11 protein-coding genes are annotated in these 13,366 nt (G+C 62.3%); 3 read left to right on the forward strand and 8 right to left on the reverse strand.

What is annotated here, in order from left to right; all coding sequences use genetic code 11:
- Positions 1–3: 3 nt before the first annotated feature.
- Together ACR0LI_RS15790 and ACR0LI_RS15795 are read right to left on the reverse strand one after the other, a co-directional pair.
- Entirely contained in the window at positions 4–807 is an 804-nt protein-coding gene (locus ACR0LI_RS15790) for a metal ABC transporter ATP-binding protein (protein WP_480718824.1), read from the reverse strand.
- Positions 808–810: 3 nt separating this feature from the next.
- Positions 811–1,764 carry a metal ABC transporter solute-binding protein, Zn/Mn family gene (locus tag ACR0LI_RS15795; protein ID WP_171171957.1) on the reverse strand — a complete coding sequence of 318 codons (954 nt, stop codon included), beginning with the start codon at positions 1,762–1,764 and terminating at the stop codon, positions 811–813.
- 201 nt (positions 1,765–1,965) lie between these two features.
- Here ACR0LI_RS15795 and deoC point away from each other — a divergent pair, with 201 nt between their 5' ends.
- From deoC to ACR0LI_RS15810, 3 genes are read left to right on the forward strand one after another with little or no spacing between them, the layout of a single operon-like run.
- Positions 1,966–2,964, forward strand: coding sequence for a deoxyribose-phosphate aldolase (gene deoC / locus ACR0LI_RS15800; protein ID WP_480621499.1), 999 nt, complete (start codon positions 1,966–1,968; stop codon positions 2,962–2,964).
- An 11-nt stretch (positions 2,965–2,975) separates the two neighbouring features.
- The gene (locus tag ACR0LI_RS15805) at positions 2,976–5,309 is read left to right on the forward strand and encodes an aldehyde dehydrogenase family protein (RefSeq protein ID WP_480718825.1); all 2,334 of its coding nucleotides are present in this window, start codon (positions 2,976–2,978) and stop codon (positions 5,307–5,309) included.
- Between the two features lie 23 nt (positions 5,310–5,332).
- Entirely contained in the window at positions 5,333–6,142 is an 810-nt protein-coding gene (locus tag ACR0LI_RS15810; RefSeq protein WP_171637275.1) for an SDR family oxidoreductase, read from the forward strand.
- A gap of 23 nt (positions 6,143–6,165) precedes the next feature.
- On the opposite strand, the gene ACR0LI_RS15815 is transcribed toward ACR0LI_RS15810, so the two are convergent.
- The 6 genes from ACR0LI_RS15815 to ACR0LI_RS15840 all read right to left on the reverse strand — a co-directional run bounded on the left by ACR0LI_RS15815 (position 6,166) and on the right by ACR0LI_RS15840 (position 13,288).
- Positions 6,166–7,476, reverse strand: a complete 1,311-nt coding sequence (locus ACR0LI_RS15815) for a M16 family metallopeptidase (protein WP_480718826.1) — start codon at positions 7,474–7,476, stop codon at positions 6,166–6,168.
- A complete protein-coding gene (locus ACR0LI_RS15820) occupies positions 7,473–8,813 on the reverse strand; it encodes a M16 family metallopeptidase (RefSeq protein WP_480491963.1) in 1,341 nt (446 codons plus the stop codon). Before ACR0LI_RS15820 ends, ACR0LI_RS15815 begins: the two co-directional genes overlap by 4 nt.
- 81 nt (positions 8,814–8,894) lie before the next feature.
- Positions 8,895–9,410, reverse strand: a complete 516-nt coding sequence (locus ACR0LI_RS15825) for a DUF3035 domain-containing protein (RefSeq protein ID WP_171637281.1) — start codon at positions 9,408–9,410, stop codon at positions 8,895–8,897.
- Positions 9,411–9,460: 50 nt separating this feature from the next.
- On the reverse strand, positions 9,461–9,937 hold the full coding sequence (gene lspA, locus ACR0LI_RS15830; protein WP_480718827.1) for a signal peptidase II: 477 nt from the start codon (positions 9,935–9,937) through the stop codon (positions 9,461–9,463).
- A complete protein-coding gene (purH, locus tag ACR0LI_RS15835) occupies positions 9,937–11,526 on the reverse strand; it encodes a bifunctional phosphoribosylaminoimidazolecarboxamide formyltransferase/IMP cyclohydrolase (RefSeq protein WP_480491966.1) in 1,590 nt (529 codons plus the stop codon). Before purH ends, lspA begins: the two co-directional genes overlap by 1 nt.
- Before the next feature lie 22 nt (positions 11,527–11,548).
- Positions 11,549–13,288 (reverse strand): heparinase II/III family protein, encoded by a 1,740-nt coding sequence (locus tag ACR0LI_RS15840; RefSeq protein WP_480621496.1) that lies wholly within the window; start codon positions 13,286–13,288, stop codon positions 11,549–11,551.
- Between the last annotated feature and the right edge of the window lie 78 nt (positions 13,289–13,366).

Below are 13,366 nucleotides of genomic sequence, written 5' to 3' on the forward strand. Positions count from 1 at the left end.
GCGTTACCCCAGCGCGCGCGATATCTGATCGATCTGCGCGGTTGCCAGTCGACCCCCATATGCTGATTGCAAGGTTTCCGCCGTGAAGGCCTCGGCCACTGGTCCCTCGGCCACCTTGCGGGTGTTGATCAGGAAGACATGGTCGAAATAATCGGTCACGGTCGCAAGGTCGTGATGCACCACGACAACCGTCTTGCCCGCCTCTTTCAGGGATTTCAGCACCGAGATGATGGCTTTCTCGGTGGCGGCATCGACACCTGCAAAAGGTTCGTCCAGAAGATACAGATCCGCGCCCTGCGCCAGCGCGCGCGCCAGAAAGACACGTTGTTGCTGCCCGCCGGATAGCTGCCCGATCTGGCGATCCGCGAAATCCCGCATTCCCACACGGTGCAAACAATCCATCGCGCACGCCTTGTGGCGGGCACGCACGCGGCCCAGCAAGCCAAGTTCGCGCGACAGGCCCATCAGAACCACGTCGATGACACGCGTTGGAAAATCCCAATCCACGCTGGCACGCTGAGGAACATAGGCAATGCGCGCGCGCTGCGTGTCCAATGGCTGGCCAAACGCGGTCACTTGACCTGACAAAGGGGAAACGATGCCAAGCGCCGCCTTGAGCAATGTGGATTTCCCGGCCCCGTTCGGCCCGATGATCGCCGTCATCGCCCCGGGCTGTACGGTCATGTCGACTGAAAACACCGCAGGTTTCTGCCCGTATGAAACCGTCAGGCCGCGCAGGGCAAGGGGGCTGTCGGCCAACCCCTTGTCACCCACGGTCACGCCTTCATTGCTGATCAGGCCCAGCATCGATCAAAACCCCGCCGACAGTTTTCCGTCCATGCCACGATCTGGCACATCGCCACCCAAAGCACTGGCAATGACCGTGATGTTATGGTCCAGCATACCAAGATAGGTACCTTCATAGGTTCCTTCTTCACCCATGGCGTCCGAGAACAACTCGCCCCCCACGTGCACTTCATGACCCTTGGCGGCCGCGCCCTCGATCAGCGCGCGGATCGAACGATCCGAGACCGAGCTTTCGACGAAAACAGCCGTGATCTTGCGGTCAACCAGCAGATCGACCAATTCGCCTATCCGGTTCAGTCCTGCCTCGGACTGGGTCGAGATGCCCTGAATTCCCAGAACCTCGAACCCGAAACTTTCACCAAAGTAACCAAAGGCATCATGGGCGGTTACAAGAACCTTGTTGTTGTCGGGAACGGACGCCAGAACTTGATCTGCATAGGCTGTCAGACGATCGATATCTGCCAGATGTGCCTGCGCATTCGCTGCAAAAACCTCGGCCGCTTCAGGACGCACCTCGGTGAGGGCTGCCTGCACTTCAAGTACCACGTCCCGCCACAACTCGGGCGTCATCCAAACATGCGGATCATATTTGTCGGCGTAATCGTCATGGGCGCGCAGCTTCGACGTGTCGATACCTTCGGCAACTGCAACTACGGTTCGCTTGCGTTCAAGGTCATGGAAGAAATCTTCCATCTGCGCCTCGAGGTACAAACCATGCCACAGGATCAGATCCGCACGCGTCATCGCCACGATATCGCTGCGGGTCTGACGATAGGCATGCGGGTCGACGCCCGGCCCCATCAGCCCCTTGACGTCTACCTGATCACCACCGACCTGACGTGCCGCGTCAGCAATCATGCCCGTCGTGGCCACAACCTTGAGGGGTGCATCGGCCCAGGCCGTGACCGGCAGGGAAAAGGCCAGCGCCAATACCGCAAGAAAATTCCGGCGAATCATCTTCTACCTCAGTTTTTGCTTCTCGTTCGAACTGAATATGAGAACCATTCGCAAGTAAGTCAACGCTAATGCGAATTATTCGCAAGAAAGCGGTTACATTTTGTCCATTTGGTCAAAAATTATCCAAACATTGCCCGCCTGCATCTTCCATTCCCCGGTCTCCCGTGCGATTTTGTCGCAAACCTCCCAAAGGACGTGACAATGGATACGCAGAGCTCAGAAAGCCCCGTGCGCACCGCGCATCTGCCGCAAGTGACCGAAGCCCGGAATCCCGGCATGGATCTGGACCTGGACTGGGTGCGCGCCGTGCAGGCCAACACCTCGGCCATTGAACGCCGGGCCGCGACCCTGCCCGGGCGCCGGTCGGTGAAAAAGGAACATCAGGCCGCGTGGCTGCTGAAGGCAATCACCATGATCGACCTGACCACCCTGTCAGGCGATGACACCGAGGGCCGCGTGCGCCGCCTGTGCTCCAAGGCCCGCCAGCCGGTGTCGCCCGCCCTGCTGAAGGCGCTGGACATGCCGCCGATCACCACCGGCGCGGTCTGCGTCTATCATGACATGATCGAAACGGCGGTGGATGCGCTGACAGGCACCGGCATTCCGGTCGCGGCCGTCTCCACCGGCTTTCCGGCGGGCCTGTCGCCCTTTCACCTGCGCGTGGCCGAGATCGACGAAAGCGTGAAGGCCGGGGCCGAAGAGATCGACATCGTGATCTCGCGCCGCCATGTCCTGAAAGGCGACTGGCAGGCGCTCTATGACGAGATGAAGGCATTCCGCGACGCCTGCGGCGAGGCGCATGTAAAGGCCATCCTGGCCACGGGCGAGCTGGGCAGCCTGCGTAACGTGGCGCGTGCCTCGCTGGTCTGCATGATGGCGGGGGCCGATTTCATCAAGACCTCGACCGGCAAGGAAAGCGTCAACGCCACCCTGCCCGTGTCGCTGGTGATGATCCGCGCGATCCGTGACTATTATGACCGCACCGGCTATCGCGTGGGCTACAAGCCCGCGGGCGGGATTTCCAAGGCCAAGGATGCGCTGGTCTACCTGTCGCTGATCAAGGACGAGCTGGGCGACCGCTGGCTGCAACCCGACCTGTTCCGGTTCGGCGCGTCGTCCCTGCTGGGCGATATCGAGCGGCAGTTGGAACATTTCGTCACCGGGGCATACTCGGCCGGCTACCGGCACCCGATGGGCTGAGGACAGGAAAAATGACAGTCAAAGAGATTTTCGAGACCATGGAATACGGACCCGCCCCGGAAAGCGCCGCCGAGGCCCTGGCATGGCTGGTCGATCAGGGCGACACGTTCGGCCATTTCATCGACGGCACCTTCACCAAACCGGGCAAAGGGCTTGAAAGCCGCAACCCGGCCACGGGCGAGGTTCTGGCCAAGCTGACCCAGGCCACACAGGCCGATGTGGACGCCGCCGTTGCCGCCGCCCGCAAGGCCCAGCCCAAATGGGAAAAGCTGGGCGGCCCCGCCCGCGCCCGATACCTCTATGCCATCGCGCGGCTGATACAGAAGCATGCCCGCCTGTTCGCAGTGCTGGAAGCGCTGGACAACGGCAAGCCGATCCGGGAATCGCGCGACATCGACATTCCGCTGGTGCAGCGGCATTTCTACTATCACGCGGGAATGGCCCAGCTGATGGAAACCGAGCTGCCCGACGCACAGGCGCTGGGGGTCTGCGGCCAGATCATCCCGTGGAACTTCCCGCTGCTGATGCTGGCGTGGAAAGTGGCCCCAGCGTTGGCCATGGGCAACACGGTGGTTCTGAAACCGGCCGAATACACCTCGCTGACAGCGCTGCTGTTTGCCGATATCTGCATGCAGGCTGGCCTGCCCAAGGGCGTGGTCAACATCGTCACCGGCGACGGCGCGGTGGGCGAGATGATCGTGGCCGCAGACGTGGACAAGATCGCCTTTACCGGCTCGACCGTAGTGGGTCGCCGCATCCGCGAGGCCACCGCCGGGTCGGGCAAGTCCCTCACGCTCGAGCTGGGCGGCAAGTCGCCCTATATCGTCTTTGACGACGCCGACATCGATTCGGCCATCGAAGGTCTGGTCGATGCGATCTGGTTCAATCAGGGCCAGGTCTGCTGCGCGGGCTCGCGCCTGTTGGTGCAAGAGGGCATTGCCGAGCGCTTCTATGCCAAGCTGCGCGCCCGCATGGACACGCTGCGCATCGGCAACCCGCTGGACAAATGCATCGACGTGGGTGCCGTGGTGGATCCGGTTCAGTTGCAGACGATCACCTCCATGGTCGACAGCAATACGGTGGGCCATGTGCATCAGGCTGCCTGCGAATTGCCCGCAAATGGCTGCTACTACCCGCCAACGCTGATCACCGGGCTCGAAACCTCGGACCCGTTGATGCAGGAGGAGATATTCGGCCCGGTTCTGGTCTCGTCGACCTTCCGCACCCCGGCCGAGGCGGTCGAGCTGGCCAACAACACCCGTTATGGATTGGCGGCCACGGTCTGGACCGAAAACGTCAACCTTGCGCTGGACATCGCACCCAAGCTGGTCGCGGGCGTGGTCTGGGTCAATGCCACCAACCTGTTCGACGCGGCCGCGGGCTTTGGCGGCGTGCGCGAAAGCGGCTTTGGCCGCGAAGGCGGCTGGGAAGGGCTGGCCGCGTATACCAGACCTAAGGGAAAGGCCAAGCCGCTGACAAAGGTCGAGGCAGCCATGGGCGAAGGGGCACCGATCGACCCGATTGATCGCACCGCCAAGATGTATGTCGGCGGCAAGCAGGCGCGACCCGATGGTGGATATTCGAAACCGGTCTGGGGCAAGGCGGGGTTGCTGGGCCATGTGGGACTGGCCAACCGTAAGGACGTGCGCAACGCGGTTGAGGCGGCGGCGGGTGCAAAAGGCTGGTCCAAGACCACCGGCCATCTGCGCGCGCAGATCCTGTACTATATCGGCGAGAACCTCTCGGCCCGTGCTGACGAGTTCGCCGCGCGTATCGACGCCATGACCGGTCGCAAGGACGGTGCGAAAGAGGTCGAAGCCTCGATCCAGCGCCTGTTCACCGCCGCCGCCTGGGCCGACAAGTATGATGGTCAGGTACATGGCGTTCCAATCCGCGGCGTGGCGATTGCGATGAAGGAACCGGTGGGCGTGATCGGCGCGCTTTGCGCCGACGAGGCGCCGCTGCTGGGTCTGGTCTCGGCCATGGCCCCGGCGATCGCGATGGGCAACCGGGTGGTTCTGGTGGCGTCCGAGCCCTACCCGCTGGCGGCGACCGATTTCTATCAGGTGCTGGACACCTCGGACGTGCCCGCAGGCGTGGTCAACATCCTGACGGGCAGCCACGCGGAACTGGCCAAACCGCTGGCCTCGCACCTGAACGTGGACGCGGTGTGGTCGTTCTCATCGACGGACCTGTCGGCGCAGATCGAGGTCGTCTCGGCCGGGAACCTGAAACGGACCTGGGTGAATAACGCGACGGCATTCGATTGGGGCATGGACCATTCCCGCCGCTTCCTTCAGGCTTCGACCGAAGTGAAGAACATCTGGGTGCCCTACGGCGAGTAGGGCTCCCGCCAAGGGAGGCCTACATGGATTTTTCGGGAAAAACCGTCATCGTCATCGGTGGCACCAGTGGCATCAACCGGGGCATCGCCGAGGCCTTCGCGGCCTCGGGCGCGAAACTGGCCGTGGCCAGCCGCTCGCAGGACAAGGTGGATGACACCGTCGCTGCGCTGAAGGCGGCAGGCGCGGCCGAGGCGATCGGCGCGGCCTTTGACGTGCGTGATGCCGAGGCGGTCGCGGAGGGGCTGAAACAGTTCCACGCGGCGCTCGGCGATTTCGACGTGCTGGTTTCGGGGGCGGCGGGCAACTTCCCGGCGCTGATGGCGGAAATGTCGGCCAACGCCTTCCGCACCGTGGTCGAAATCGACCTGATGGGCACCGTGCATGTGCTGAAAGGCGCCTATCCCTATCTGAAACGGCCCGGCGGCAACATCATCAACATCTCGGCGCCGCAATCCTACCTGCCCTACGAGGGCCAGGCCCATGTCTGTGCCGCCAAGGCGGGCGTCGATCAGATCACCCGCACCCTGTCGATGGAATGGGGTGTGGAAGGCATCCGGGTGAACTCGGTGGTGCCGGGCTTCATCGAGGGCACCGAAGGCGCGAAACGGCTGGCCCCCACCCCAGACGCGGGCGAGCAGCTGCGCCGGGACGTGCCGCTGGGCCGCTGGGGCACCCCGCAGGACGTAGCCAATGCCTGCCTGTTTCTGGCCTCGGACATGGCCAGCTATATCAGCGGTACGGTTCTGGCGGTGGACGGGGCGTTGTATCAGCGCGGCTCGGGCCAGTTCGGCCAGATGATGGGAGACATGCTGCGCAGCATGAAAAAGGGGTAAGCCGCAGCTTACCCCCGAAAGGTTCAGTTCGTTGTTTCCAGGCCCACCGGCTTGCCAACGACGACAAAGTGCAGACCGTCCGGGTCAAGCAGTTCGGCAGCAACGCGGTTGACATCTTCCAATGTCACCGCGTTCACCTTGTCATTGCGGGTGGCGATATAGTCGATCGGCAGGCCTTCCATCTGCATTCCGACCATGATCGAGGCAATCTGACCATTGCCATCGAACCGCAGCGGATAGGCGCCGGTCAGATAGGTCTTGGCGTCGTCAAGTTCCTCTTGCGTCACACCCTCAGTGGCCGCGCGCGCCCATTCATCGCGAATTACGTCGACGGCTTCGGCGATACGGTCATTGGCCGAGGACACGGACCCGAGATAGACCGAAGCCAGATCCTTGGGCACCAGATAGGTCCCGACCCCATAGGTCAGGCCGCGCTTTTCGCGCACCTCCTGCATCAGCCGGCTTTCAAACCCGCCCCCGCCAAGAATGTGGTTCAGAACGAAGGCCGCAAAGAAATCCGGGTCATCCCGATCAATCCCGGCCTGACCGAACAATGCCACGGACTGAGGCGTGTCGAATTCGACAACACTGACGCCGCCGGGAATGTTCACCTCGGCCTTGCCCGGGATGGGCTTGCCGATGTCCGGCAAGTCGCCAAGCAGGGTATCAAGCAGGGTACCCAGTTCCTCAGCCGTGATATCGCCGACGGCCCCCACGTACAGACGATCCTTGGCGAACACGCCTTCGTAAGCCGCGACCACGTCATCGCGGGTCAGGGCCGAGACGCTTTCGATGGTGCCTTTCCCCTCGGATCCGTAGGGGTGATCGCCGTAGGCCATCTGCGCAAAGGTGAGGCCTGCGAGTTCGTTCGGGTCAGTCTGGTCCGAGCGCAGGCCCGACAGAACCTGCGCGCGCACGCGGTCAACCGCATCCTGATCAAAACGCGGTTCGTGGATCGTCGTGCGCAGCAAATCGACCACTTCATCCCGGTTTTCGGACAGAAAACGCGCGGAAATCGAAACTGAATCGTCGCCGGCATTGTATCGGAACGAAGCCGCCAGAGCCTCCAGCTCGCGGGCATAGGTCCGCGCATCCATGTCGCCCGCGCCTTCTTCGATCAGCCCGCTCATCAGGTTGACCGCGCCGCGTTTGTCAGGGTCGTCCAGCGACGTGCCACCACGGAACCGCAACTCCAGCGCGGTGAATGGGATGGAATGATCCTCGACCAGCCAGGCTTTGATACCACCGGGCGAGGTCACTTCTTCGATCTCGATCTCGGCCAAAGCCGGCAGGGCGACCAGGCAGGCAATCAGCGTTGCAACAAACCGTTTCATTGCGTCACCTCGTCATCGCGCATCAGCCAACCTGTGACCGATGCCTCGGGTTGCAGAACTTCGCGGGCCGCGGCGATGATCTCATCCCCGGTCACGGCCTGAAGAATTTCGGGCCAGGCCTGAACATCTTCGACCGTCAGGCCGCTGGTCAGGGCCCGGCCATAGCGGTTGCCGATGCCGTCCACGTTGTCGCGCGCATAGGTCTGGGCGGCGCGCAGCTGCATCTTGATGCGCTCAAGATCGTCTTCGTTCACACCTTCGGCGATGAAGTCGGCCACGGCCTGGTCCATGGCGTCTTCAGCCTCTTGCAGGGAAACACCCTCGGCCGGAACGACGATCAGATCAAAGGTCGTGTCATCCAGCGAAACACCGCGATAGAACGCTCCGGCATAGACGGCCTTTTGCTGATCAAACTGCAACTTTTCGTTCAGGTAAGACGTCGTGCTGCCGCCCAGCAACTCGGCCAGCAGAAACAGAGCCGCCGCTTTTTCCTGTTCGCCCGGATCGCGTTCCGGGGCCAGATAGCTGCGCTGAACGTAAGGCTGGGCCACGCGCGGGTCTTTGAAGGTCAGGCGACGCTCGGCCGTTTGCGGCGGCTCTTGGGACCGAACCCGCTCGGGCAGGTCCGGGTTGGCGGGAATCACACCGTAATACTGATCGGCAAGCGAGCGGACTTCAGCGGGATCGACATCGCCCGTGACCACCAGAATGGCGTTGTTGGGCGCATAATGGGTCTGGTAGAACGACAGCGCGTCCTCCATGTCCAGATCCTCCATCTCGTGCATCCAGCCGATGATCGGCACGCCGTAGCGGTGGTTCAGATACTGGGCCGCGCTCATCTGTTCGCCGAACAGGGCGCGCGGGTTGTTTTCGGTGCGCTGGTTGCGTTCCTCGAGAATCACGTCGCGTTCGGTCAGAATGTCCTCTTCGCTCAGCCGGAGGTTCCGCATCCGGTCGGATTCCATCCGCATCATCAGCTCAAGCCTGTCGGCGGCGACACGCTGAAAATAGGCGGTGTAGTCATACGACGTGAAGGCGTTGTCATTGCCGCCATTGGCAGCAACGGTGGCAGAGAACTCTCCCGGGGCCAGCGTGTCGGTGCCTTTGAACAGCAGGTGTTCCAGGAAATGCGCCACGCCGGATGATCCGATCGGCTCATCAGCGGATCCGGCCCGGTACCAGACCATATGCTGCACGACCGGGGCACGGTGGTCTTCGACCACGACGACATCCATGCCGTTGTCCAATGTGAATGTGGTGACCGCTTCTTTCCCGTCCTCGGCAAATACCGGGGCGGCAGCGATCAGGGCAGCCGACAAGGCCAGGGCCCGAACCATAGGGCATCCTCCGTTTCGTTTCTGGTATTCAAACTACGGTGACGCGGCCCGGGTTCAAGCCCGATGACGGAAAGTTAAGAATTATTCACCCGGCGGCGAAGAAGGGGTTTCGATCCCGGCCCGACGGGCGGCTTCCGTTTCCGCGAACGGATCGATCGATTGTTTTTCGTAAACCTGACCATAGCGGTCGACCGGGAACAGACGCAGGCCGGTCCAGCGCCCCCGGCGTTTGCGGAACGCGGCGTCATCAGCCTCGACCACCTGCCGCGCATCGGGAGAAACACCATATCGACTGGAAGCCGTGACAAGCGCTGCATCCGAGGATGGCACAGACGCGTTCGGATTCAGCGCAGCAGCATTGCCGCCCAGCGCAGCCACCGCATCGGCATTTGGGTTCGGATCCGTCAGATTCGCGCCACCCGGCGTGGGTGCAGGCAAGAACGCATAGTCCTGAGGTTGGGTCAGCGGCTTGACCGGCAGCACCGAAAACTCATCCGGCCCCGGGCCCGGAGGCGCCAGATCCCGCAAACCGGGATTCGAACACGCCGCAACCGCAGCGGCAACAGTCAAAACAAATAGGGCGCGCGGCATCCGCATTGGTGTCTCCAGCCTGTTTCAGGCGCTTTTATCGCATATCATTCCGCGCGTCACGAGGCCTTTTTGCCGTCAAACAGCACCAGCCCGATGGCTCCTGCAAATATGAAGACATCTGCGAGGTTGAAAACAAACGGATTGTTGATGCCGCAACAGGACATGTTCAGGAAATCCAGAACAAAGCCGTAAAGAACCCGATCCACCACATTCGCCAGCGCACCGCCGATCAGCAGGCCGCCGCAAAACAGCATCAGCCCCGAATGGGCTGCGCGGCTGAGCCAGACAAGCACGCCGACACAGATCGCCACGGAAATACCGATCAGAACCCAGCGCGCAGCCTCCGAATTTCCTTGGAACAGGCCGAAATTGATTCCCCGGTTCTCGCCGTATTTGAACACCAGAAGCGGTGGCACAACATCAATGCCGCCGGGCTGATCGGCCACGCGCATGACATGAACGACCAGATATTTGCTGATCTGATCGATCGCAAAGGCGGCCAGGGCCGCCCAGAGAAGCAGGCGTGACCGCATCAGTGACGGAAATGGCGCATGCCGGTGAAGACCATGGCCAATCCGGCCTCATCCGCAGCGGCGATCACTTCGTCATCCCGCATGGATCCGCCCGGTTGAATGACGCAGGTTGCACCTGCCTCGGCCGCTTCCATCAGCCCGTCAGGGAAGGGGAAGAACGCGTCCGAGGCCACGGCAGAGCCGATGGTCAACGGTTGGGCCAAGCCCAGCGCGTCGGCCATGCGCTCGGCTTTCTTGGCGGCGATCAGGGCCGAGTCCACACGGCTCATCTGGCCCGCGCCGACGCCGACGGTGGCGCCGTCTTTGACATAGACGATGGCGTTGGATTTGACGTGTTTGGCCACTTTCCACGCGAACAAAAGGTCACGCATCTGTTCGTCGGTCGGGGCCTTCTTGGTCACAACCTTCAGATCATCCAAGCCGACAAAGCCGTTGTCCTTGTCCTGCACCAGCAACCCGCCAGCCACCTGACGCACGGTTTTCCCGCCGGCGGCCACATCCGGCAAAGCTTCGGTTGTCAGCAGGCGCAGGTTTTTCTTGGCGGCAAAGATTGCCTTGGCCTCATCCGATGCGCCGGGAGCGATCACGACTTCGGTGAAAATCCCGGTGATCTCCTGCGCGGTTTCGGCGTCCAGGGGCTGATTCAACGCCACGATCCCGCCAAAGGCCGAGGTGCGGTCGCAATCGAATGCCGCCTTGTAGGCCTCAAGCAGGGTTGCACCCTTGGCCACACCGCAGGGGTTGGCGTGCTTGATGATGGCACAGGCGGCGCCCTCAGGGGGGTCAAACTCGGCCACAAGTTCAAAGGCCGCATCCGTGTCATTGATGTTGTTGTAGCTCAGTTCCTTGCCCTGATGCTGGATCGCGGTCGCTACACCGGGCCGATTGGTGCCGTCGGTGTAGAACGCGGCCTGCTGATGGCTGTTCTCGCCATAGCGCAAGGTCTGTTTCAATTCACCGGCAAACGCGCGGCGCTTGGGGGCTTCAAGCTCCAGCGCATCGGCCAGCCAGTTGGACACTGCCGTGTCATAGGCGGCGGTACGGGCATAGGCTTTCTGCGCCAGCTTGCGGCGGAATTTCGGACAGGTCGCGCCGTCGTGCTGATCCATATCGCCCAGCAGTTTTTCGTAGTCTTCAACATCCACGACCACATTTACGAACGCATGGTTCTTGGCCGCCGCGCGGATCATCGCCGGACCGCCGATGTCGATATTCTCGACGCACTCATCGTAACCTGCGCCTTTGGCCACGGTTGCTTCAAACGGATACAGGTTCACAACCAACAGATCGATTGCACCGATGCCGTGTTCGTTCATGGCTGCAACATGGGTGTCGTTGTCGCGCAGGGCCAGCAGCCCGCCATGCACCATCGGGTGCAGGGTCTTGACCCGGCCATCCATCATCTCGGGGAAGCCGGTGATCTCGCTGACATCCTTCACCGCAAGCCCTGCATCGCGCAGCGCCTTGGCCGTGCCGCCGGTCGACAGCAGCTCGACCCCGCGTTCGGCCAGCGCCTTGCCCAGCTCGATCAGCCCGGTTTTGTCGGATACGGAAAGCAACGCGCGGCGCACGGGGTGAAGATCGGTCATGGGTCCAAAGGTCCTTTTGGCGTCAGTCTAACTCGGGCTCGTCCCGGTGCGTATCGCGCACGGCATAGGCTGTGTCCTGTGCCTTGCTCAGAGTCCACCGGGTGCGCGTCGCATACTCCATTGCGCGCCCGGATAGAACGATCTGTTTTGTCGCGCGTGGCTTCAAACGCCCTTTTTCAAGGTAAACGCTTGGCTCGACGGACAATTTTCCAACGCCGTCATGTCGGAAAACCCAGATTTCACCGCTTTTGAGCGCCATCGACACTGCCGCCCCGCCCAAATCCAGCGCCGCATCGACATCCGGATGCAGGTGAAACCGGATGTCATAGCCAATGCCTTTGAGGCCCGAAGCGTCCATCGCCTTGTCAAATTGACGCTTTGCCTTGTCGGTCGCCGTCAGCAGAATATCCTCGACCGTCAGCTCGCGCCCGTCAAATCGCAACTCAAAGGTCCGCGCATGGGTCAGACCAAAGACCTTTGCGTATCCATCGTGCCCCGCCATGAAGCGGATGCCCTCGAACGCATCCTCGAAATCAACGGGCACCTCCTGTGGTGCGTCCACCAGCGCCTGCGCTTCACGCCCCGGCACCGGTTTGGCCAGCCGGGCGCTTGAGAACCCATCCAGGCAAAGCGTCGAGTGCGACGGCGTCGCCCGTCCTGCGCGGCGCCATTCCAGCCCGAAACTGGCCCCCGACCCGCAATTCACGATCAGCGGCCGCCGCCCCGAGGTCAGCTCGAACGCCAGAGTAGAGGCATGCGCATTGTACGAGGCCGCCCCCGACGGCGGTATGCTGGCATCCACGATCACCGTGGTGCGCGCCGCAGACAAACGGGCATAGCCCATTGGCAGTTCGGTCGCTGCCTTGTGCTTGACGCCGCTTTGCGCAAGGGCCTGTTCCAGTCGCCCTTCGACACCGCGCCCACCGCCATGGAACCGCGCCAAGGCCCCATCCGCATGGCGCAGGCTGCGCAGGGTCGGCGCGATCCGTTTGATCGCATTGGCCTGAGCGGCAGGCGTCCCGCGACCAAGATCATTCAGCGCAGCCGAAGTCCAGCTGAGCAGCGTGAATACCTCGAGCAATTCTTCCGGATTGCGGGTTGGAATTCCGCCCTGCGCATCCACCTGACGGTCGCATTCCCCGGCCAGGGCGCGCAGGGCCGGGTCGGCCATTCGCTCCAGCCCCTCCAGCGCCAGCCCGGCCTGCACCAGTCCGGCCAGCGCCTCGAACCGGGGCAGTCCCGGGGTCGCGGCATGCCAGCGTTTGGACAGGAACCATGTTTGCTGGGCCAGCGAGCGGAAAAACAGTTTGCTTTGTTTTTCATCCGCCCCTCGCAGCAGAAAAAGCGCATGGTTGATCCAGCGCATCACCCGACGCCCGGTCAGATCAGGCGCCCAGCCGGGCCCTTGCCCGCGGCCATGAGATTCGATCCATCCCCACACCCAGCGCTGCGCCTTTTCCCGCGCACGCATGTCTCCGACCGCCGCCAGATCATCCAGCCACGCAAAGCCGTGACGTTCTTCGTCAAAGCCGGCACTGGGGGCGGTGACGTCCCAAAGCCCGGTATCTTCGGCCTCGACCAGATAGCCCGCGAACAACAGATTTCCGGCAACCAGTTGCCGGCCACGTGCGAACGAACCCACCGAGCGCGGATCCGGTTGCGCAACAAACCCTGTGACCGCCTTTTGCCGCTGGCTCAGGCGCGCATAGAAACGGTTCTTAAACCGCATCCACCGACTGGCCATGGTGTCTAAATTCGACATGACGCGTGTTACTCTGCCCCTTGCGCTCTGCTGGCGCTTGAGACCCAACGATAGACCGCGCCGATCGTCAAGTCACCG

The sequence above is a fragment of the Ruegeria sp. CL7 genome (genome assembly GCF_056536445.1).